Source organism: Blautia sp. AM29-29 (assembly GCF_003480555.1).
Lineage (GTDB): Bacteria > Bacillota > Clostridia > Lachnospirales > Lachnospiraceae > Fusicatenibacter > Fusicatenibacter saccharivorans.
The window spans coordinates 66816-89960 of record NZ_QUJD01000015.1; the positions used below are offsets into that span (position 1 = coordinate 66816).

The 23145-nt window shown below is 42.6% G+C and carries 22 protein-coding genes and 2 pseudogenes; 1 reads left to right on the top strand and 23 read right to left on the bottom strand.

Annotated elements, in window-relative coordinates; genetic code table 11:
- Window positions 1-134: 134 nt before the first annotated feature.
- The 20 genes and pseudogenes from DW769_RS11635 to DW769_RS11735 all read right to left on the bottom strand — a co-directional run bounded on the left by DW769_RS11635 (window position 135) and on the right by DW769_RS11735 (window position 21292).
- Window positions 135-449, bottom strand: a complete 315-nt coding sequence (locus DW769_RS11635; protein WP_055267727.1) for a helix-turn-helix domain-containing protein — start codon at window positions 447-449, stop codon at window positions 135-137.
- Between the two features lie 317 nt (window positions 450-766).
- Window positions 767-2140, bottom strand: a complete 1374-nt coding sequence (locus DW769_RS11640; RefSeq protein WP_118750405.1) for an MATE family efflux transporter — start codon at window positions 2138-2140, stop codon at window positions 767-769.
- A gap of 170 nt (window positions 2141-2310) precedes the next feature.
- Complete coding sequence (bilS, locus tag DW769_RS11645) at window positions 2311-2808, bottom strand: flavodoxin family protein BilS (RefSeq protein WP_055267731.1); 498 nt, start codon at window positions 2806-2808, stop codon at window positions 2311-2313.
- Window positions 2809-3010: 202 nt separating this feature from the next.
- Complete coding sequence (locus tag DW769_RS11650) at window positions 3011-3433, bottom strand: PPC domain-containing DNA-binding protein (protein WP_055228550.1); 423 nt, start codon at window positions 3431-3433, stop codon at window positions 3011-3013.
- Between the two features lie 54 nt (window positions 3434-3487).
- Window positions 3488-4060, bottom strand: coding sequence for a DUF6553 family protein (locus DW769_RS11655; RefSeq protein WP_118750406.1), 573 nt, complete (start codon window positions 4058-4060; stop codon window positions 3488-3490).
- A 119-nt stretch (window positions 4061-4179) separates the two neighbouring features.
- The gene (locus tag DW769_RS11660) at window positions 4180-5229 is read right to left on the bottom strand and encodes a galactose ABC transporter substrate-binding protein (RefSeq protein WP_319638367.1); all 1050 of its coding nucleotides are present in this window, start codon (window positions 5227-5229) and stop codon (window positions 4180-4182) included.
- A 13-nt stretch (window positions 5230-5242) separates the two neighbouring features.
- Window positions 5243-6193: a substrate-binding domain-containing protein gene (locus DW769_RS11665; protein WP_055267736.1), complete on the bottom strand. Its 951-nt coding sequence runs from the start codon at window positions 6191-6193 to the stop codon at window positions 5243-5245.
- Window positions 6190-8025 carry a cache domain-containing sensor histidine kinase gene (locus DW769_RS11670; protein WP_117805225.1) on the bottom strand — a complete coding sequence of 612 codons (1836 nt, stop codon included), beginning with the start codon at window positions 8023-8025 and terminating at the stop codon, window positions 6190-6192. Before DW769_RS11670 ends, DW769_RS11665 begins: the two co-directional genes overlap by 4 nt.
- Before the next feature lie 23 nt (window positions 8026-8048).
- Window positions 8049-9647: a response regulator gene (locus DW769_RS11675; RefSeq protein WP_118750407.1), complete on the bottom strand. Its 1599-nt coding sequence runs from the start codon at window positions 9645-9647 to the stop codon at window positions 8049-8051.
- A gap of 250 nt (window positions 9648-9897) precedes the next feature.
- Window positions 9898-11550, bottom strand: a complete 1653-nt coding sequence (locus tag DW769_RS11680; protein ID WP_117510117.1) for a galactose/methyl galactoside ABC transporter permease MglC — start codon at window positions 11548-11550, stop codon at window positions 9898-9900.
- 17 nt (window positions 11551-11567) lie between these two features.
- The gene (locus DW769_RS11685; protein ID WP_118750408.1) at window positions 11568-13076 is read right to left on the bottom strand and encodes a sugar ABC transporter ATP-binding protein; all 1509 of its coding nucleotides are present in this window, start codon (window positions 13074-13076) and stop codon (window positions 11568-11570) included.
- 147 nt (window positions 13077-13223) lie between these two features.
- Window positions 13224-14528: a substrate-binding domain-containing protein gene (locus tag DW769_RS11690; RefSeq protein ID WP_118750409.1), complete on the bottom strand. Its 1305-nt coding sequence runs from the start codon at window positions 14526-14528 to the stop codon at window positions 13224-13226.
- 343 nt (window positions 14529-14871) lie between these two features.
- Window positions 14872-16233: an MATE family efflux transporter gene (locus DW769_RS11695; RefSeq protein WP_118750410.1), complete on the bottom strand. Its 1362-nt coding sequence runs from the start codon at window positions 16231-16233 to the stop codon at window positions 14872-14874.
- Between the two features lie 227 nt (window positions 16234-16460).
- A complete protein-coding gene (locus DW769_RS11700; RefSeq protein WP_117510120.1) occupies window positions 16461-17174 on the bottom strand; it encodes a metallophosphoesterase in 714 nt (237 codons plus the stop codon).
- Window positions 17175-17334: 160 nt separating this feature from the next.
- A pseudogene (locus tag DW769_RS17070) lies at window positions 17335-17955 on the bottom strand (flavin reductase); the annotation flags it as partial.
- The gene (locus tag DW769_RS11710) at window positions 17948-18355 is read right to left on the bottom strand and encodes a Fur family transcriptional regulator (protein WP_055225693.1); all 408 of its coding nucleotides are present in this window, start codon (window positions 18353-18355) and stop codon (window positions 17948-17950) included. The pseudogene DW769_RS17070 and the gene DW769_RS11710, both read right to left, overlap by 8 nt.
- Before the next feature lie 127 nt (window positions 18356-18482).
- Complete coding sequence (gene yaaA / locus DW769_RS11715; protein WP_055267392.1) at window positions 18483-19232, bottom strand: peroxide stress protein YaaA; 750 nt, start codon at window positions 19230-19232, stop codon at window positions 18483-18485.
- A complete protein-coding gene (gene bcp / locus DW769_RS11720) occupies window positions 19232-19687 on the bottom strand; it encodes a thioredoxin-dependent thiol peroxidase (RefSeq protein WP_021737556.1) in 456 nt (151 codons plus the stop codon). Before bcp ends, yaaA begins: the two co-directional genes overlap by 1 nt.
- A gap of 3 nt (window positions 19688-19690) precedes the next feature.
- Window positions 19691-19900: a DUF6219 family protein gene (locus tag DW769_RS16910; RefSeq protein ID WP_021737557.1), complete on the bottom strand. Its 210-nt coding sequence runs from the start codon at window positions 19898-19900 to the stop codon at window positions 19691-19693.
- Window positions 19901-20635: 735 nt separating this feature from the next.
- On the bottom strand, window positions 20636-21292 hold the full coding sequence (locus DW769_RS11735) for a hypothetical protein (protein ID WP_199688480.1): 657 nt from the start codon (window positions 21290-21292) through the stop codon (window positions 20636-20638).
- Between the two features lie 192 nt (window positions 21293-21484).
- Here DW769_RS11735 and DW769_RS11740 point away from each other — a divergent pair, with 192 nt between their 5' ends.
- Window positions 21485-22000 carry a helix-turn-helix domain-containing protein gene (locus DW769_RS11740; protein WP_055182202.1) on the top strand — a complete coding sequence of 172 codons (516 nt, stop codon included), beginning with the start codon at window positions 21485-21487 and terminating at the stop codon, window positions 21998-22000.
- Between the two features lie 51 nt (window positions 22001-22051).
- On the opposite strand, the gene DW769_RS11745 is transcribed toward DW769_RS11740, so the two are convergent.
- From DW769_RS11745 to DW769_RS16915, 3 genes and pseudogenes are all read right to left on the bottom strand, one after another.
- A complete protein-coding gene (locus DW769_RS11745; protein WP_055225697.1) occupies window positions 22052-22468 on the bottom strand; it encodes a hypothetical protein in 417 nt (138 codons plus the stop codon).
- Window positions 22469-22490: 22 nt separating this feature from the next.
- A complete protein-coding gene (locus DW769_RS11750) occupies window positions 22491-22706 on the bottom strand; it encodes a hypothetical protein (RefSeq protein WP_055221652.1) in 216 nt (71 codons plus the stop codon).
- Between the two features lie 308 nt (window positions 22707-23014).
- Window positions 23015-23110 (bottom strand): annotated as a pseudogene (locus DW769_RS16915) (DUF6462 family protein); the annotation flags it as partial.
- Window positions 23111-23145 lie beyond the last annotated feature (35 nt).

Consider the following 23145-nt stretch of genomic DNA (forward strand, 5'->3'; position numbering starts at 1 on the left):
ACGCTGTTTGACGACAAACGTTGCTTCTGGGGTATGTTCTAAATTGCGGTAGCCAAAACGTATTCCTGCTGACATCTGTTTTTCCTTTCCAAAACCTTTTTAACCGGTTCTTTTTCTGTTTTTTCTTCACTGTATCACAAAATAACGATTTTGTCATTATACCAGCGGTTTAATCTTTCTCGGATTTTTCTGTATTTGCTTCGGAAACGAGGAATATCCCCGTCAATGACGAGGATATCTTCGATGCTTGTGTTTAATAATCTGCTTAAAATGAGAAAGTTGTCCAGACTTGGCAGGCACTTGCCGGAAATCCATTTATAGACCGCCTGTGGATTTTCAAAACCCATGGCATTCTGAATGTCTCTCACGGTGTATCCGCTTTCACGAAGAAGGGATTTGATGCGGCTGCCAGTTTCTTTCTGCTGGATTGACAAATAAATTGGTTCCATCCTGCACCTCCATATGTTTAAGCCATCCCGAAACACAGTTTTATCTTATCATCCGGTACTGGAAAAATCCAGTTTTTTCTTCCTGTTTCTACACAACCCGAATGATCTGTTCGTACAAAAGGATTTTCTTTTCATCTACATTCCGATTGTCGTGTGCTGCAAGATTGTTCCGTCCCTCTTCCATCTCTTCTTCGGATGCAAGCTCCTCTTTCCACCAGCTCAGGTGATTGATCCGGTACGGCTTCCAGCCGCGGTCAAAAATCTCATCTCAACGACTCTCTTGCATATGCGCTTTCCTTTTTACCGGAAGAAGATGTTTAGCTCTCCTGTTTCTTTTCTTCTATCAAATGATGATTCAGCCATTTTCCTGATTTGAACCGGATGGTAAAGAGAATGGACCGCAGGCTCCAGTCTGCCGCCATACCGATCCAGACGGCGATCGGGCCGAATCCCCATATGCGGCACAGGTAAATACAGAGACTCACACGACACAGCCACATCGTACAGCAGGATGTGATCATGGAGAATTTCACATCCCCGGCAGCCCGCATGCCGTATCCCGGGACAAACGCCATGACCCAGCAGAGCGGCTTTACAATCGTGATAAAAATCATCATCTGCATGCAGAGCTTTGCACTCTCTGCCTCCATACCGCCGATCATCGTAATCGGTTTTGTCAGCACAAATACCAGCAGACAGCTTGCAACGATAACCATTTCTGACAGCCAGCACAGTTTTTTAATATAGTAGATTGCTTCATCCTTCCGGCCCGCGCCGAGACACTGACCGACTACCGTCATCAGTCCGATGCCGACACCAATCGCAGCGACACCGTTCAGGTTCTCAAGGATGTTCGTCATCGCCTGCGCGGCAATGGCAACCGTGCCAAGTGTGGACACAGTGGACTGAATCGCCAGCTTTCCAAACTGGAACATACTGTTCTCGATTCCCGATGGGATACCGATGAACAGTATTTTTTTGATCAAACCAAAGTCCGGCCGAATGGAAAGATACTGCTTCACAAAAATCGGTTTGCTTTCATCCCGAAGCTTCCACAGTACGACAACCGCACAGAAAATACGCGAAATTAAAGTCGAAATCGCGGCTCCTTCGACACCCATATGGAAGCCGAAAATAAGAATGGCATTTCCGCCGATGTTCATAAAGTTGGAAATCACCGAAATCACCATCGGACTGCGGCTGTTGTTCTGCGCCCGCAGAATGGATGCGCCCGCATCGTAAAGACCGATAAACGGGAATGACAGCAGCGTAAACAGGAAATACACCTGTGAATTTTTCATAACATCCGCTTCCACTGCCCCGAAAATCACACGCAGCAGCGGAACACGGAAAATCAGGCAGCCCGCGGATAATGCGACGGACAAAACTGTCATAACAAAAAGCACCTGCTGTGCCGAACGGATTGCTCCATCCCGTTTTTCGCTTCCAATATACTGCGAACAGAGAATCGCTCCTCCTGCCGCCAACGCAGAAAGCGCCTGAATGACTAAGATATTAATGGAATCCACCAACGAGACTGCCGAAATTGCGGCAGACCCGACATTGCTGACCATCATCGTGTCGACAGTTCCCATCAGGGAAGAAAGCAATTGTTCAATGATGATCGGAATTAAAAGCTTGCGAAGATCCGTGTTACTGTATAAATGAGTTTGTTTTGTTGTAGTTTTCATTGTTTTTGTTTCTGCATGACCTCATCTGCCGGATATGCTTTGCCAGCCCTGCCTTTTCCACACCTTTCTTTTTTCTCTCCATTCTATTCCATTTGACGATCCATTGCAATCATTTCGCGAATTTTGCTCTTATCTGATTATTTTTATCAAGCACAACATACTTTTCTATCTCATAATGACTTTTTCAGTCTTTCCAAATCTTCGCTGTCCGGGTGTGACAAAGCACGGTCAAAATTTTGAATCAGCAGATCAAGATTGGCCGGATGTTCCGGGTTTTCTTTCATTTTCACATACCGTTCACGCACAGACTGCGGCATCTTTCCCTGGCACATATACTCACCGATGACCGTATTGCTTGCATCGATCGACTGTTTGACTTGTCCGAGAATCTTTTCAAAATAGGCATCACTTCCGCCAAATCCAGCTGTTCCAAACAGAAAAATCTTTTTATTTTTTAATTTCGACAGCAATTCTAATGTCTTTTGGTCTGCATTCCCTTTGTCCGTCCAAAATCCGATATAGCATACGTCGGATTGCGGTACCTGCGAATCGTTTGTGCCAAAATAATCGCATTTGTCCTTTGGCAACGTTTCATAGATTACATCAGCCAGCTTCTTTGTATTACCCGTTAAGCTGCAAAACAGGATCGAATAATGTTCTTTTATCATAGCCCATACACCTCCAGTTCAGGTATTTATGTGGAAAATCCACTTTTTCGTAAATTGTATTATCTCTTCAGATCACATCTCGATTTCGCTTACGCTGCATCCCGATGTTGCTTCTCACTATTTCCTCTCAGGCTTTTAAGTCAAGCGGATATTCGCAATCCGCTTCGCTACTTGCTCATAACCGAATAGCTGCTTTGCAGCTTCAGTTAAACTTAAAAATATTAAGTCCGGTTTCTTCATCATGAACTCTGTCCACTCTTCCGTCAATTACCGTGATGACCAGCTCACAGGTTGCACTGACAATCGCTCTGTTCAGATGTCCTCCAAACACCTCGCCCTTCTGATTTCCGGCACTCATATGAAGATGTGCATAATATTCTCCATCCATTGTATTGATTGTACCTGTCAGTGATGTAATTTCATAATACCCCTGGAAGCTGTTTGAATAATATTTCTTTTCGTCTGTCTTGTATACTCCGACTGTGAAATCATTGATCGCTCCAAGAGCCTGGACACTGGCAAGCTTTATATTCTCCTTTATGGCAATTACCCTCAGCTGCTCCAATATTTCCTCGTCTTTGTCAATCCTTGCTACTATAACATTGTCAAATTTTCTGTATTCCATTTTATTCTCCTTTCTCTTTCCGCCTGCCACTTTTCAGACATTACTGCAATAAATTCAATATTTATTCAGAAAATGCTCCCTGTTCGGATACTCCTGCCGATATGCCCGGAGGGCGGCTTCCCGGAGCAGGGTGAATTCTTTTTCCATGTGAAGCAGGCGTGGCGCCTTGAACGCGATCACACTGATTTGTTCGGCGATTTTTTTCGCGATTCCTTCTTCGGACAATTGTCCCATGCCGAATACCAGAGAGGTAAATCCTCTGCCTCCTCTGCTGACCTGAATAAATTTCAGGAATACATTGTACAGTTCATCTGCAAGAATTTTCCGGTATCCCTCCTCTGACTGCATGGCTTCCGCCAGGCACAACGTAGAGAAAATCCGGGCTCCCATCTTTCTTCTGTCGCCTCCCAGATCCAGAGAGGTTCCTTCCGCCAGATACTTCAGTTCCATCAGGCATTTGACAAATTCATCCTTCTGGAGCCTGCGTTGTCCGTATCGGGCCTTCCAGAGCCGAGCCCGGTATTCTTCTTCCCAGGCTTCCTCCTCTCCGATATGTTCTTTTAAGATCTGCTGCCGTTTTGCCGGATCTGTCTCCTGATAAAAATCTTTGGTCCATGTATGTTCCATCTGTTTTTCCTCATTCTGTCAGGCGGATATTCGCAATCCGTTTCGCTGCTTGCTTGATTCAGTTAAAATAAAGACACGTCTTCTCTTACTCTTTCTGCCTGCAAACGCAGTCTTCCTGCTTACATTCCGGAGTGGGAAATCGTCTCTTCTGCGTTCAGGTACTCATCGATGTTGCTGCCGTCTACCTTCTGATATTCTGAAAAATAATACCGGCCTTCTTTCAGGCTTTCCTGGTCAAATTCCTCTCCCTCGAACAGCTCCACTGCCATTTTCGCCATTTTCTTTGCCTGATCCACTCTGTCATTTAGGATGCTGCCCTGCATCTCTCCTGCCTTTACGGCTTCCAGAGCCTCTTCCAGGCCATCAATTCCGAAGATCACCGGCCATTCTTCACGGACATAGCCTGCTTTCCGATAGGCCTCCACAGCCCCAAGTGCCATCTCATCGTTGTTGGACATAACAAGTTCAATCTTTTTTCCGTACTGGCTGATCAGACGGTTCATGCGGTTTTCCGCCTGTCCCCGGTTCCAGTCCGCTAACTGATAGCTTAGCTTTTCCAGTATAACATCATTCTTCATCAGTGTCTTTACGGAATACTCTGTTCTGCTGATGGCATCCTGATGGCCTGCTTCTCCTTCCAGAAGCACGTATTGGATCTTTCCATCCTGATTTTTATCGACTTCCGGATGGCTCTTGATGTATTCTTCTGCAATCTCGCCCTGCATAATCCCGGACTGTTCTGCATCACAGCCCACATAATACAGCTTTTCCCACTGCATCAGGTCTTCCCTTACCGGTTCCCTGTTAAAAAAGATCACAGGAATGTCTTCATTCCTTGCCATTCGGATGATCCGGGACGGAGCTGTCCGGTCCACAAGATTGATACAGAGCACATCACAGCCGGCATCAATCATCTCTTCCACCTTTTCGTTCTGTTCCTGCTGATCGTCGTTTCCGCTTTTTGTCGATACGATAATCCTTCGTTCTTTGTTTTCCATGGCTTTCAGCTGCGCCTTCAGTTCATCCGTCAATCCATTGATAAAAGGATCATCCTGAGTGTAGGTTATCACTCCGACCCGCAGGGTTTTCTCTGTCTGGTCCGACTTGCCGGAACACCCCGACAGCACAAGCACCGCACTCCCTATCGTGGCAGATAATAATACTGCCACCCTTCTTTTCTTTTTATTCATAGGAATATAAAAACCTTTCTAAATCTTCGTCCATAGAGAAATTTTCCTTGCCAAGTACCTGATATTCGGTTATATATCCTTGCATTTTATAAGACCTGTGCTCGATCCTTTTGGTTATTTCTTCCACACTTTTATAGCCGATTTCATATCCGTCCGGCACAGCCAGCCCCTGAATGTTTCCGTTATCCAGAAGTGCAATCGTCTTCAGACTGTAACCCACTCCATAGAGCTCCGCGCCCTCGTATGTTCCATTTTCTGCCTGCTCTCCAAACTCTTCCAATATTCCTGCATCCAGGATGACAAGAGCATCCGCCTCTGTTTCCTTCTTCATCCGCTCCACAATGTCCTGTTCTTTTCTCCGGTAAATACACCAGCTGATCTTGCTTTCGCTGCCTTCCAGCGCCTCGTTCAATCCACAAATCTCCGCCTGTACAGCCTCGGACATTTTCCAGTCGGCGATAATTCCGATCTTCTGCTTTTTTGTTCTCAGCCGTTCTCCCAGCCATCTTCCGATCTCCCGGTAATCCGGCTGGATCGTGGGACTGGCAGTTTTCCCTTCTTTTACCGCCAGACCATCTGCAATCAGCAGATACGGTTTATTTCCACACTCTTTTTTCAGCATATTTTCCGTCTCATGACCGGGTGCCGGATATATGATAAAGCCATCAATATCGTTGTCCTTCTGTTCCCTGATAAATTCTCTTTCCGCCTCCGGCCCGTCGATCTCTTCCGTATTGCAGATGATCATATGAACGTTGTTCTCTGCCGCAGCCTGCTTCATTCCCTTGATCAGGGCATCCCAGCGTTTGTCACCGGACTCCGGAAGAATCACCGCAATCCGGGGCTCTGCTACGTTCTGATCGAAAATCTTCCATACAAAGAATACTGCCAGCAGCAGCAAAAGAAACTCAATTATAAGAAATTTCATTCTGTTCTTTTTCATCCGCCCGGTCTCCTCTGTATGTATTTTTGTAATTCCAATGCTTCTGCGTTTTCCGGTGTATATGGGATTGCCGGAATACGGATCGTAACCCTTGTTCCTTCGTCCGGTTCGCTTTCTATGGAAAGTCCGTATTCTTCGCCAAACATCAGCCGGATTCTGGAATGCACATTGATTACGCCCACACCGGAACCATGCTTCGGAACCTTGCTGTTATCCGTCAGAATATTTTCCAGGACTTCTTCCCGCATGCCCATCCCATTGTCTTCGATGGTGATCAGAATGTCCTCGTCTTTCTTTTTTCCGCTGACGATGATCATGCCGCCATCATCCTCATCCATATTGCCAACGCCATAATAGATGGCATTTTCCAGGATGGGCTGGATCACCAGCTTTACGATGCAGCAGTTTTCGATCTCTTCCTCGATTCGGAATTCTGTTTTAAACCGCTCTTTGTACCGGGCCAGCTGGATATTCATATAGCTTCTGCTGTGCTGCAGCTCATCCTTAATGGGAATGATGGTCTTACCGCGGGATAGACTGACACGAAGTAATTTTGCCAGTTCAGAAATCATACGAACCGCTGCTTCATTTTCCTGGGCTTCCACCATCCACGTGATGGATTCCAGTGTATTATACAGAAAATGGGGGTTGATCTGGCTTTGCAGGGCATCCAGTTCACTTTTTCTTCGTTCATTTTGCTGCCGGATGATCTCGTCCATCAGTTTTTCGATCTGTTCATAGGACTTCTGCACAGAATGTCCCAGATGGCGGATCTCCGAGGAGCCGCCGATATAGATATCCGGTTTTCCTCCTGCCTCGTGGGCCTTGACGGAAGCATCCAGCTCCCGGATCGGTTTGGATATCTTCCGGGAAACCAGCTGGTTTCCCTCCAAAAGCATGACCATAAGAACCAGAACAGTAGCAAATACATAGTAACGGAAGTTCTTGTAGTTTGCCGCCTGCACACTCTCCGGCACAACACCGATCATTTTCCAGCCTGTATAGGCTACGCTGCCGACGATCACGGTCTCGTTCTGACCGCCGGAACGGATCTCGTAGGTTCCGTCCTCGTATTTTGCCGCTTCCAGACTGTTTTCTTCAAATAATCCGCGGTTTAATTCCGTTCCCCGGGGATGGTAGATCATTTCTCCGTCCTGACTGGTCAGATAATAGTAGATTCCGCCGGAACAGTCATTGATCTGCTTCATCACGTCCCTGATCACAGAATATTTCATATCCAGTAAAAGAATACCGGTTTCCGGTGTCTCTCCCTTGTTGACATCTACATACCTGCTCAGGGAAACGACCCATTGGTACCGATAAGAGCCGTCCTCAAACAGCTCCTGGATATGCGGTGTGGAAAAGTGTATATTTTCAATGGCATCTTCCGCATTTTTATACCATTCCTGCGTCTGCACCTTCACATTTTTCTTTTCTGCCGCCACCGGCTCCGATGCAATCAGATTTCCTTTGGGGTCATACAAAGCCAGGCTCTGAATCTTATCGGAGTTGGTCTCATAGAGCAGACTGAACTGCTCCGAGAATTCCCGGCTGGATATATCAAACTGCTGGACCACGTTGTAGTTTGCCCCGTTTATAATCTGCCGAATATCCAGCAGGTCTGCATTTAACCGATCCACGGTAGCCTCTACAGTAGCTTCCGTGTTGTCCACTGCTGTTTTTTCCAATGCCAGCTTGAATCGATGGTAAAGCAGCAATCCCATTACAATGATCGTAACCAGTGAAATCGCCATAAGGACAGACAGGATAATCGACTGTATGTTAAATACGATGTTCTTCCGGGAATCCGGCTTTCTTTTTCTATCTTTCATGTATTTTCCCTTTCACCTGTTCCCTATTTTCCGGAAGCTCTGTATTTGGAAGGGGAAACACCGAATTTCTTTTTGAATACATAGCTGAAGTAGTTCGCATCCTGATATCCCACTTTTTCTGCGATCTTATAGCTTTTTTCATCGGTGTTCAGCACCATTTCTTCTGCCCTGTCCATTCGGTAATCGGTAAGATAGGAGACGAAGGACTGACCGGTTTCCTTTTTAAAGATGGACGAAAAGTAAGAATTGGACACACCAAGATCTGCGCACACATCATCCAGCGAGAGCGCCGGTTCCATATATCTGTCTTTTACGATGTTCTGTGCATCGGTGATGATCCGTCTGGAGGTACTGTTTCTGGTACTTCTCAGTTTTTCGCTGATCGCCATAGACATATTGATAATCCAGTTTGTCATAGAGCTTTCATCCAGCTGAGTCACTCTTTCGTAAAGATTCTGTACATTTCCGGAAATTTCATTGAAATCCATGGAATTATTGGCACAAAATTTGAAAAAGCCGCTGACAATCTCCATGGTGGCCAGATTGTACTGGCTGATGGTGGCTGCATTCTTATGGAGCTTTTCTGTCTCTTTGATGGCTTCTTTCCGGATCTTTTCCTGATCCCCTACATGGATGGCACGAAACAGCTCCTGCATCTTTGTTTCTTCTAAGGGAACCGCCTTTTTTGACTCTTTGGGAACGATCTCTGCGATATTGATGGCTCGTTTCGTTCCGTACAGGACACGGTAGGATACCGCCTCTCTGGCTCCCTCGTAGGAAATACTGATATCGTACAGATTGTTGCAGACGGTTCCGACCCCTGCGGTAACCGCCGCCCCCATAATTCTCCATGCCCAGCGGCAGAACCGGTCACACTTGTCCGTCAATTGAGCTATCTCATCTTCTGAATGGAGTTCCATAATCAGAATGGTATTACCCATATAGATGAATTCCTGGCAATTACAGTTCTCCATCAGCCGCTGTTTGATCTCCCGTTCCACGGACATGGATAATAATAAGGGATTCATCCCATCCGGCACATCATTTTCCGAGGTATGAAAAATCATGCAGCAAAACAAAGGTCCCTTCATATCCACCTGATAATCCAAAAGGAATCGTTCATAGTCCTCTTCTCTGACTCTTCCTTCAATCAGGGAAATGAAGAAATTGGACTGCAGCTTTGGTAAAACCTCCTGGAAATAGTCTTCCAGTTTTTTTACATTTAACTTTTCTTCCCGTTCCCTGTCCAGTGTTGTTTTCAGCTTCATCAGGCTCTCTGACAGCTCGGTGGCGCTGATGGGTTTCAGCATATATTCCTTAATCTCCAGATGGACGGCCTCTTTCGCATACTCGAATTCGTCAAAGCCGGTGCAAAGCATAATGTAAATATTAGGATAGTCCTGGTTCAGCTTTCTTGCCAGCTCCAGTCCATCCATATAAGGCATCTTAATGTCCGTCAGCACCACATCAGGCTGAAGCTTTTCCACCAGCTCCAAAGCCTTCACGCCGTTGGTGGCACTTCCCACTACGTCAAATCCCAGATCATTCCAGCGGATCTTTTTTTTCATAACATCGATGACCTCTACTTCATCATCGACAAGAATCACTTTATATTGTTCCATCCTTATCCTCCTGTTTTGCGGAGCATATTGTTGTTCCTTTATTATAGCAGAAGATTGCTCTCTGCTGAATGAATAGTTACAAAAATTTTTGCCAAAACAGAACAAAAGACCGCCCTGGTCATCCATCGGACGACCGGGCTGTCTTATATTCTATCTGTTTATGAAGATGTTGGAATCAAAAGTTTTTCTGACCCCTTTGATACCAGATTGCTACGTGCTTTGCACTCCTGGTATCTTTATGAATGTTTCATTATTTTTTCTGTACATATTTCAGACAGTCAAGTGTTACGGCTGCCAGGATAATGATACCTTCGAAAATGAACTGAAGGTTAGTATCAATACCCAGAATCGTCAGGGCATATGTCAGGGAGGTAAAGATCAGTACACCGGTTACAACTCCGGAGATCTTACCGATACCACCGGTAAAGGATACACCACCAACTACGCAGGCTGCGATGGCATCCATATCCCATCCCTGTCCGTAAGCTGCACTACCGGAACCAACCATACGGTTACATTCCAGCCAGGAACCGAAGCCATACAGGATACCTGCCAGCATAAATGCTCCCATTGTTACTTTAAATACAGAGATACCGGATACTGCTGCCGCTTCCGGGTTTCCACCTACCGCATACAGGTTTTTGCCAAAAGTTGTTTTGTTCCAGATAAACCATACAATGGCAACTGCTGCAACAGCCCACAGAATGATGGTCGGGAATTTTCCGATCTGCGGAATGAAAGTATTCGGGATGGCAGAATCAATCGCACCGAAGGATACACCCTTGGTCGCATAGGTAACCAGACCGAAGATGATCAGCATGTTCGCCATGGTAGAGATAAACGGATGCATTTTGAATCTCGCCATGAAGAATCCGGCAATCATGGCAAATGCTGTCGTAAGGATTACACACATTAACAGTGCAAACAGTGCTTTCGCTGTAGCAGGCATAGCGGAGAAGTCAAATACATGTCCGAATACGGCACCTGTATTGATTCCGTTATGCATGATGATGGTTGCTGTAACCATACCCATACCAACCATACGTCCCACGGAAAGGTCGGTACCTGTTAACAGGATCAGACCGGCAACACCAAGTGCAAGGAACATACGCGGGGATGCCTGCTGTAAGATATTCAGGATGTTGGTAACAGTCAGCAGCTGTGTATTTTTAACGATCGGTGTGATGATACACAGTGCGATGAAGATCAGAATGATTACGATATACAGACCGTTTTTGTACAGGAACTGAGATAAATCGAAGGTATATCTGTAATTTTCCAGTTTCTGTATTCTCTGCTGCGGGAATGTAAATTTGGAAGCCCGCAACAGGTCGATCAGGTGATATTTATGCATGAATGCTTCATGTCTTCTGTCCTTGATCTCCTGAAGCTTCGATTCGTGAGCCATCTGTGCATCAAACAATTTATTTTTGAGCACATATTTCTCAGCCTTGATCTCTTCTGCATCCTTCAGAGAAGCAACCTTTTTCTGATGCTCGCTCTTCAGATCTGCTTTGACCTTCTCATATCTGCTGTTTTCTTCTGCTTTTGCAGCTTTGCAGCTTTTGTTTACTACGTCGTAATAATCCTTTTTGTAATGCGCTGCCAGATAGCTTTCTGCCTCTGCGATCAGCTTTTTGATTTCTTCTTTGTTGTCTGCTTCTACTTTTTTTGCATTTTCCAGCTCTTTTTTGCTGTTTTCAATGATCTTATCTCTCTGTGTTGCGGATAAGTTCTTGTTTTCTTTTGCGATCGCGATCTGTTTTTTCAGATCGCTCACTTTATCAAAGCCGTCTGCACGTAATGCATCGATTTTTTTCTGGATTTCTTCCACATATTCATCGATCGGCTTCAAAAGCTTTGCTTCTTCTTCCGACGAAATAATAACGCTGTTTTCTGCCATTTCCAATTTTCCTCCTGTTACAGGTATTTAGCACTGAGTCTCAATAATTCTTCCTGGTTTGTTTCTTTGGTATTTACGATTCCGGCCAGACGTCCGTTAGACATAACACCGATTCGGTTGGTAATACCAAGAATCTCCGGCATTTCGGAAGAAACAACGATGATTGTTTTTCCCTGTTTCGCCATATTGATAATCAGTTCATAGATTTCATATTTTGCTCCAACATCGATTCCTCGTGTCGGGTCATCCATCATGAATACGCTCGGTGAACGCTCCAGCCATTTACCAAAGATGACCTTCTGCTGATTACCACCGGAAAGGTTGGCGATCATATCATCCGGTCCCATACATTTTGTATGCATGATCTTGATTTCTTCAGCCGTTGCACGCACCATCTTGTCATGCGACAATGCGATTCCGCTCTTATAATGTTTCATATTCGCAATGGTAGTATTGAATGTAATATCGCCCTTCAGGAACAGACCATTGGCTTTTCTTTCCTCTGTAATCAGAGCAAATCCGTGATCCATGGCATCCTTCGGGGAGGAGAAGTTCAGTACTTTTCCATCATATACGATATTTCCTTCTGCTTTTGTACGAATTCCGAAGATTGTCTCCAGAAGTTCCGTACGACCGGCACCGACCAGACCATAGAATCCGAAAATTTCTCCTTTTTTGATATCAAAAGAAATATTCTGCAGTTTCGGTGCATATTTTGTTGATATATTCTGTACGGAAAGAATCGTTTCTCCCGGTGTATTGTCTACAGGCGGAAATCTGTTGTCCAGAGAACGTCCAACCATGGCGGCGATCAGTTCGTTCATATCCGTTTCTTTACTTGGCTTGGTCATGACCAGGCTTCCGTCTCGCAGTACGGATATTTCGTCACAGATTTCAAATATTTCATCCATTTTATGTGAAATGTAGATCAGAGCAATTCCCTGCGCCTTCAGCTGACGCATCATCTTAAAGAGTTTTTCAACCTCTGGTGCAGTCAGGGATGATGTAGGTTCATCCAGTACAATGACTTTGGAATGATAGGAAATCGCTTTTGCGATCTCACACATCTGTCTCTGAGATACAGACATTTTCTTCATTGGCTGCGTCAGATCAACTGTAATTCCCAGTTTTCTGAACAGGTCTGATGTTTCTTTTTTCATTCTTCCTTCGTCGATCACTCCAACGGAATTCTTTGGGTATCTTCCAAGGAACATGTTATCTACAACACTTCTTTCAAGACACTGGTTCAACTCCTGGTGTACCATTGCCACTCCGTTTTCCAGTGCATCCTTCGGACCGGAGAAATTCACTTCTTTTCCGTCCAATACGATGGTTCCTTCATCTTTCTGATAGGTTCCAAAGAGGCATTTCATCATTGTCGATTTTCCGGCACCGTTTTCACCCATCAGTCCCATAATGGTTCCAGGTTTGACATTCATGCTGATATGTTTCAGAACCTTATTTCTACCGAACGATTTGCTCATGCCGTTAATCGATAAGATATATTTATTCTTATCATCTGTCATAGCTGCGCTTCCTTTTCTTAATAAAGAAGGGTATCATTGCTGACACCCCTCTATAATTTCATTCATTTACGGTAACAATTCAGAGACCTCATCTCGATTTCGCATGGCTCCGAATCGTTACCATTTACACTCTTATTCTGTCTCAAATTATTTGGAGAGAAGTGATGTATATGCTGCTGCATTATCGGTCTTAACCATGTTAATTGCAAAAGCATCATACTCGCTCGGGTTTCCAAGACGGTTTGTGATATTGGACTCTGTCTGTCCGTCTCCACCGATGTAATCTACCTTCAGGTTCAGCAGATCATCATATTTCTCCAGCAGTGGCTGATAGGTAGAGCTCAGGAAGTTATCCGATGCGTTGTAGATATTCAGCCATACTTTTTTGGATGGGCTCTTGCTTTCATCCAGCTGTTTTGCAACTTTATCGTAAACTTTTGTGGAATCTGTGAAATCGTTGTAGTTATCGGCTGTTACAGCAATATTTAATGCGTAGTAAGATCTCTCTTCTTCGCTGTATCTGTAATCTTCACCCTCTGTCAGGCAGTTGCCGGCTTCATCTGCTGTACCGATACCGGTATCAATGTCTACACCGTCCAGTGCGTTACGCAGAACTCTCAGTGTCAGATAAGCCTGAACGTCTGCATGCTGAGAAATTGTTCCGCCGTATCCTTCAGCGATTGCTGCTACAGCATCGCTGTTCGCATCGTAACCGAAGGTAGGAACTTTGTTGTCTTTCGCCCATGCATTGAACATTGACATTCCCATACCATCGTTGTTGGAAACTACAACATCGATCTGATCACCGAAGGAAGCTGTCCATGTTCCGATCGCGTTACCAGCTGTTGCAGCATCCCATGTTGCACCTGCTGAGTTTTTCATTTCCTGAGAAGCCAGCTCACGGATGGTATATGTTTTTCCGTCTACATCCAGAGTTGCATCCTGCACAACCTTTGCTTTTCCGTCTACGTTTGTTCCGGCCGGTGTAGAATCTACTCCGCCGTCTGCATCTACACCTGTTCCAAGTGCGGAACGAACACCACGTGTACGGGCGATAGAATCGTTATGTCCGATATCACCGATTGCCAGAACATATCCGATTACGCCGTCACCGTTTCTGTCGATCGTGTCTGCGTTTTTCTTGATGTAATCCAGAACCATCTGTCCCTGCAGTTCAGCACCCTGGTTTGCATCGAAACCTACATAATAAGTATTTCCGTTGAAGTTCAGAGCATCTTTGTCCAATTCGCCGGTAGCACTGCTGGATGGCTGACGGTTGAACCAGCACAGAGGTTTGTCCTTGTTTTCTACGCTTCCGCCCGTTGATGCCGTAGAATCTGCTGTTTCTGTTTTCTGGGTAGAATCTTTAGACTCTGATGGGGATCCTCCACAGCCAGCCATGGATACTGCCATAGCTACTGCCATAATTGCTGCTAATGCTTTTCTTTTCATTTTTATTCCTCCCGTTTGGTGATTTTGCTAGATTCGCTTCGTTCCTAGCTGATGAATTCATTATAATCACAAGCGGTCTGAAAAAAAATAGAATATTTTTGGATTAGTTATTGAAATTTTTGGTTATTTCTTGTCGTAATTCCCCAAAACTCCAAGAATCATGCAAAAAAGCAGTCCCACAGAGCGCAAATTACCGCATGACAGATTTTTGTCGTACCTCGGGTACGCCTTCCCATCTGTTTCCTGTAGTTTGCGTTCTGCAGCACTGCTTTTTTTGTATTATTTCTTACTTATGCTTTAAGCGGGGTAAGAGCTCTAAAATCCTCTTGCAGGCGAGACTGCATCAGCTTTCTGACGTTTTAGCATCTTTATATTTTCGCATCAGAATCATATAGCTTATGATCAGTAAAACAGCTGCACTGCTCCATGCACAGATCTCGGCATAGTATATTCCCTCTTCGCCGATCCATTTCGGCAGCAGCAGCGCAACGCTGACACGCATCACAAATTCCGCAATGCCGCTGGCAAGCGGAATCAAAGTATTGCCCAGCCCCTGGATCGCGGAACGATACACATGCAGCAAATACAGTATCCACAAAAAGACAGCCATGATAAACAAATACTTATATGCAATATCTAACACCTGTCGGATCTGCTCCGGTTCACCGGATACAAACAGAGACAATATATTACGCCCAATCAGCACCATCATACCGGAAATGAAAACAGAAGTGAGCACTGCCATATACGTACCGCTGCGCACACCTTTTCGGATTCTCTGATATTTCTTTGCGCCAAGATTCTGCCCTACATACGTTGTAATCGCATATCCATAGGAAACGGCTGCCATCTCCAAAATTCCATACAGCTTGTTCGTTGCCGTAAATCCGGCTACAAACAGAAAGCCAAAGCCATTGATCACATACTGCACCGTAAGTCCTCCCACAGAAATGATCACGTTCTGTATGGCAAGAGGAGTTCCCAGCTTCAAAAGCCGCAGACTCATAGACGGCTGCCTGTAAAAATCCTCCTTTTCCAGTCGGATATCCCTGATTTTCCGTAATACAAGCAGACAGTACAAGGCTGAAAATCCCTGTGCAATAACAGTCGCCACGGCTGCTCCGGCTACGCCCCAGCCAAAAACTGCCACAAACAGCAGGTCAAGTCCCACATTGATCACTGCTGCCACTGTCATTGCAATCAGTGGAGATCTGCTGTTTCCAAGTGCCCTCAGGATCGCCGCAAAGATATTATAGGCAGCTATAATCGGGACTCCCGCAAAAATCAGCCGTAAATATAGCATCGTCAGATCAATAACATTATCCGGTGTCTGCAAAAATAAAAGAACGTGATAAACTGCTCCTTCACTTACTGCGAGTACAATCACAGACAGTAATGCTGTCATAATATAGCTTTTCGCCACCGCACATTTCAGATTTTCCTTTTCCCCTGCTCCATAGTACTGCGATACAAGAATCGAAAAGCCCTGTGTGATACCTGTCATGATGCCCAGCACCAGCCAGACCAGCCAGTCTCCGGCGCCTACTGCCGCCAACGCTTCTACTCCTACCACCTGGCCAACAATCATGGTGTCCGCCATCGTATAAAACTGCTGGAAAATATTTCCGAGCATCAGTGGTATGGCAAACGTTATGATCAGTTTTCCGGGGGATCCCGCAGTCATATTCTTTTCATTTGTTCCCATAAGATTAAGAAGCTCCTTTTCTCTCTTTCTCCTCCTGCCGCTATTTTACAGGGGACCCTTGCGAAACACAATTCTATTTTTTCACAAAGTTTTTCCGATATTTTTGGTGGCTATTACTTTCTTTTGAGGTAAAAAGAGATTTTCGTTGGTTTTCCATTACAGAGTATGAAAAAGAAGCAGCGTATTTGAGACGCAGACATAATATGCATCCAATTACGTATCGGATTCTACATCTTAATTCCGCAGTATTCCCATGTCACTGTATCGAGCAAGAGGAACTCCTCTGTTCCAATTGGCTTTCCATCTCTGTAAGTTGAAAACACATCCGTGCTAATCAGATTTCCCTCTTTCGTAATTGCATCCATAGGTGTATGGCCTACAACCTGCAACAACTTACGTGGCTTATATAATCTCATTTTTGAATGCTGTGGTCTCAGCCAGATCGGCGATGCATCATTCCACATCTCGATTCTTCCGAGCTGATTAATCGTCTCCAGCACAGCATCCACATCATTATATTTTGCTCGCGGAACATATTCCTCTACAAAGAAATTCAGTACGCCTCCATGAGAAAAGAGAACATTGTCTATTCTCTGAACATATTTAATGGGATTATCTTCTGGAACAGCCTCTCGCAAATCCAACAACTTTCTTTGCACTGTCATTGAAGCCATGGAGCTATAACCGCTCTCCAGACAATGCCACAGATAACTCAAATCGTGATTCCCGTAGCACCAGGCTGTTTCCGGAAATGCTTTTGCAAACCGAACAGCCTCATCATAAGTTTCTTCATAAAGTCCGACATTATATTGCTTGTCCCAATCATCAGGGATGTCCATCAGACATACCGCTCGATCGGCAATTCCCTGATGCATAAGAGCTGTAGCCTGTTTAAACATCTGCGGTTTAAGATGAACATCAGGAATTACTAATATCTTCATACCATCATACCTTCTTATACTAACCTTCCTTTTTCGCTACAGAAGCAAAATAGGTATACTTATTTCTTGCCTGTGATTCCCCTGCAAATGCCTCCTGTAAATTCTTCTCTGTCTGTGTTCCTGCATATTTGTTTGCCGCCATCTCTTTTACCTCCGTTTTCTTTACTACTTTTTCAAAATCTGATGCCGGGTGCTTGCACAAAGGACATATAAAGTCATCTGGTAATTCCTCGCCTACATATTCATATCCGCAAATTCTGCAACGCCATATTGTCTGACCGTCCTCTGTTTTTCCAACCTCCTGTGGCTTAGGCTTAATATTATTCTGATAATAATCATATGTTACTGAAGGAACATTGCTTAAAACTTCCATATCGGTTATCTCACCGATAAACATCGTATGTGAACCCAAGTCCTCTGTTTTAGTAACTGTCACAGAAATGTATGCATTTGTACCTTCTGTAATATAATAAATACCATTTGTGCCCCTGGCACACTGCTCAAAGGCTTCAAACTTATTGGTATCTCTTCCTGATTGGAAGCCAAAATGTTTGAACAATTCAAATTGTGCCTTCTGACTTAAGACTGATACAGTAAATTTTCCGGTTCTTTGAATCATATCATGCGTATAATTTGCCTTATTTACACAGATACTTAACTGGTTTGGTTCCGAAGCTGCCTGAATGGCTGTATTAATGATGCATCCGTTATCTTTTTCTGCTTCTTTAGCGGTCAATATAAACAGTCCATAACTCAACTTATACATTGCTTTCCTATCCATGCTGTTCCTCCTTTACCTTCTCCCTGCATTTCGGGCAAATGCCTTTAAATGAAATATCATAATCCACAAATTCAATTCCATGAGTGTTATGAATTCTTTCCAGTAAATCCGGTATTTGATCCATATCCACATCAAAAATTTCACCGCACTTTATACATCTTACATGGTAATGATTTTTCAATGTAAAATCAAATCGGTTCGGTCCATTCGGAACTTCAACCTTTCTTAATGCACCTTCCTCTACCAATATATCAAGATTTCTATATACAGTTCCTTTTCCAATTGTTGGATATGCTTCTTTTATAAATTCATACACTTCATTCGCCGTAACGTGTCTTCTCATTTCGTATACGGTATTTCTTACGAGATCTTTTTGAATGGTATTTCTCCTACTTGTCATTCGTCCTCCTTATTAGGATTAGTTCTTAATAAGGATTATATACCACCATCATCCTGCAGTCAATAAAAATAGTAATAATTCTCATTATTACAAAAACTGTCAAACTGAGCATCTTTTACCTGAATAACTATTTTATTTTGCGTTCAAATACATATTCTGAATCTGAAGATAAATCAGACCTAAACGAATATCCGAGTCTGTCAAATTTCTGAATCTCCACCGGATTTTCAATATTATTTTCCGCTATGAATCTGACCATTTCACCACGAGCCATCTTGGCATAGGTACCTTTTGTTACCAATTTATCTCCGGATAACTCACAAAATACAATCGTAATATATCTGTCCTGTGATGTCAGATACTTTTCTATACATTTTGAGTATTCTTTTGATGCAAGATTAATGATAATCCTCCTGTCATCGATTATTGAGCGGTATAACAATTCTCCCCAGTACTCATACAGATTTTTTGCATCTCCAATTCCAACCTTTGCCTGCATTTCAAGACGATAAGGAGTCACACCATCCATTGGTTTTAAAATGCCATAAAACGCGGACAAGATTCTTAAATGATTTTGCAAATACTCAAACTGCTGGATTTCAAACACAGATGGTGCCATATATTGAAATGCAATCCCTTCATATGCTAAAACAGCCGGAGTAAGCCTGTTATAAAGATCCATATTTTCCAATCTGTTAAAGTTCTGCTCTGCAATCTTGTCATTACATTTCCAGATAGCTTTCAGTTCTTCTTTTGATTTGCTTTTCATCCAGTTTAATACTTCTGCTGTCTTATCAATATAGACAGGCAGTTCAACCGGTGCTAAGTTATCGGTATCTACAATCATCTTTTTTGCAGGTGATAAAATAATCTTCATTATGCCAATTCCTTAAGCATATTTTCAGGATCATCTGCCGCCTTGACTTTATCATTTGCCTTTATAATGATTCCCTGCTCATCAATAAGATATGTAGTTCTTACTACACCCATAGATACTTTTCCATAATTTTTCTTTTCTTTCCAGACATCATATGCTTCAATAACTTTACGCTCCGGATCTGCTAATAGCGTAAATGCCAGTCCGTATTTTTCTTCAAATCTCTTGTGAGACGCTACAGAGTCCTTGCTTACTCCGAGAATAACAGCTCCCTTCTCAGTAAACTGTGGATAACGCTCAGAAAAGCCACATGCCTGCTTCGTACATCCTGGTGTATTATCCTTTGGATAAAAATATAAGATCACTTTTTTTCCTGCATAATCGCTTAATTTATGCATTTCTCCATTCTGATCCGGCAATTCAAAGTCCGGTGCTTTTTTTCCTAACTCTAACATTTACTATTCCTCCGCTTTTGTATTTTCCACCTGTTTTCTTGTTCTTTTATTACCTGAAATCATTTTATGTCCCGTATACATAGACATGATCATACATATAAGAGTGCTACACGCAAAATACCTATGACCTGATTTGGATCCTTTATATCCAGTATAAAAAGTTCCAATCATAGTAATTAACGCTCCGATTGACCAATACTTATGTGCTTTCATTTTATACCTCCAAATTGATTAAGCTGTTTCCAAAATAAATATCTCTGGATCATTAACAATATTATACATTCCATCCATTACTTTTGACAAGCAGGGAAAGAAAAATACTCAATCCAAATACAAAAGGATGTATCACGATAATTCTTGCATTACCTTGACGCATCCTTTCGTGTTGTATTTTTTTATTCTTCTTTTCATTATTTTTTAATTTACAGATACCCTGCGTCATTGTTCCCATTTGGCAGAATGTATACCAGGTTCGTGGCTTATATGCCTTAGACACTGTGCTGTTTGGCTCATAAACCTCAACCTCCTTGTGCTTAGAGTATATGAAATTTTAGCTTTATCTTGTAAGTTTGCGAATATCCGTATAAACAAAAAAGCCCTTTGAGAAAAGGATTTTTCCTCTCTCAAAGGGCAAGTTGGCAAACAGGAAGTTTTGCATACGTTATTCTTCTAATATTTTTGTAGGGTTCGCATAGAAAAAGTGTTACAGACTTTTTCTCACAGTCTCCAATCCCATGTAACCATCACCAGTGTTAAAACCTTTCATTGCCAACTCCTCCATTTCTTTGAATTTTATGATTTAATCTTCTTTGATGGTTACAGTGTATATCAATAGGTGGGGTATAAAAATCCCTGCTCTTTTATACTGCTATCCTTCTAAGACAAAAGGCCCAGAATACTTTTTCCTGAGCCTTTCCATCCTGTTGTTTTCAATTATAGATAAAGCTATTATGCAACATTCTGATTCTCATCATCTAGTTGAGGTAAATCTTCATCGCTACCAATTGCTTTTAAACCTAACATTGTTACCGTCACTCCCAAAGCTAATGTTACAACTCCCCCAATCGTCTTGAACACTCGCTCATGAAATTTCTGCTGCTGTAAATATAATTCCGTTATTTTATCAGCTTCTTCCATCATTTTTTCAGAAAATTCCCTTCTTTCCTCCTCTGTTAAGTTTTCTTGTTCCAGCTGATTTACGAAGGTCTCAAGAACATACTGATGTGCATGAACTGCTTGTTCATATTCTTCTTTATTTGTTTCTAAAATTGTTTTGCATAACTGTGTATAATTTTCTATTGCTGATTCCACAAACTCTACATATACTGGGAACTGCTTTATTATTTCAAGCGCCACTTCCTTTTCCATATATGGAATCATAGATGTAAACTCCATCACTTTATCCTTTGTTAAATTTCGAAATGATTCAATTTTTAACGCTTTTTTTACAGCTTCTTCTGAATGATATCTTTTTCTTATTTTCTTTTCCATGATTATGTTCCTACTTTGCTTCTTTGCGAATGGTGCCAATTTTTTTGTCACTTCTGGTATCTCTTCCATTTTTGTTTCTAATAGTCCCCGGTGGAAGACCATGCTTCTTTTCAAATGTTCCTACTCTACAATCACTTCTAGTTTTCCTCATGTTTTTTCTTCCTTTCATAATTCCGTATCAACAATGCACTTGTTGTTTACTGATGCTTCAAGTATAATAAAATCTATAAAGAAAATACACGCACAGCATGTGGACTTAACACCTGATAATTCTCATGTTCGGCGATATACGGGGAGGTTATTCTCATGGGGAAACAATCTACAAGAGAAAATAAAACAATTTATCAGATTTGCCGGGAAGAAGCCGGTCTTACCAGATTAGAAGCCAGCGAAAAAATGACTGCTGTTTCTGATTCTAAAATTGAAAAATTTGAATATGAAATGCAGGAACCTACACCTTATGATATTATCCAGATGGCAGACGCTTACGGGCGACCAGATCTCTGCAATTATTACTGCTCTCATAAATGCGAAATCGGTCACCGTTATGTCCCGGAAGTCGAAGTTTCTGACTTGTCCAATATAATCCTGGAAACCATTGCCAGTCTGAATGAGATTAATCCTCTTACCACACGCCTGATCCAGATTGCCCGTGACGGTAAGATCAGTGATGATGAGATCAAGGATTTTGCTTTTATCAGCAACAAACTGGATGAAATTTCTCTGGCAATAGATTCTCTGAATCTCTGGGTTGATAAAACAGCCGGAGAGCAGGGACTAAACATCGAATTGCTCAGAGAAGAAAAAAAGAAACAGAAATAAGTATGAAAAAACAAGGCAGCGAACCTATTTATGGTTCACTGCCTCTTTCCTTTACATATGCTGTAACTGGTTTATGATGTATTCCGTTCTGCGGATAGCTTCTTCCACCTGATGTCTAGCATTATTGATTCGATCCTGCACCATCCAATCCACAACAAATCCATCAAAAAAATAATCTGCAAAGGATAAGAAGTCTCCAGTATTGATGTTTAAATTACAAGCCACGTTCACATCATTTAATTCCCTACTGAAATTACGAAGATCATATTTCGCCTGTTCCATATTTTGTCTTGCCTGATCCATCTTGGAGTGTTTCAACATTGTAGAAAAGAATCCACCGCCAAACATATCCACCAAGCCCCAATTCTTTGCACTGTTCAGGTTCTCTTTTGCTGTCCGAAGACTACTTAACGCACGTTGTCCTGCTTCAATCGCTTCTCGTTTCTCTTTTTCTATATCATATCCCATAATTTCTTCCCTCCTCGTATTTTTATGAGTTAGATGATATAAGTGCAATGATTCCGCCGATGATCAACAATGGAAGTGCAATATAAATCAGTCCGCCAACAACCATTCCTATCAAAATCACCGGGAAAAATACAACTGTACAGAGCAGCTTTAAGATTCCCCAGGATGCTTTTACACCAAATATAAAAAATTTTCCAATAAACCAAATCATGCATATAGCAAATAATAACGATAACATATTCTACTCCTTCTGACTCCTGTTATGATTTGAATCATTCATTTTTTTGATTGTTTACTTGATATAAACTCAGATGTATTTCTCACACCGATTTTACTACTGAATTCTGGGTTCTTCTCTATTTTTTCAATCATCCGAATTATCCTTATTCTCTGTGCTGTATCCATCTGCTCACCTCATTCTAACAGTTCTGCCTTTTGATATTGTCAGTATAACCGGATAACTTTTCAAAATATATACCTAATACAAAGAATTGAACATATGTAATTCTCAATTTTCGAGGAATAGTTGTTCCTCCTGTTCTTTCATCAAAATTCTTCATCACGGAATGCTTCCAGATATTCATCAATAAGATCCAGATTAACTAACACAATTCGTTTGACATGGTATACTGCTCTGGCATCTTTCGCTAACTGTTACATATTAGATAAAAGCATGT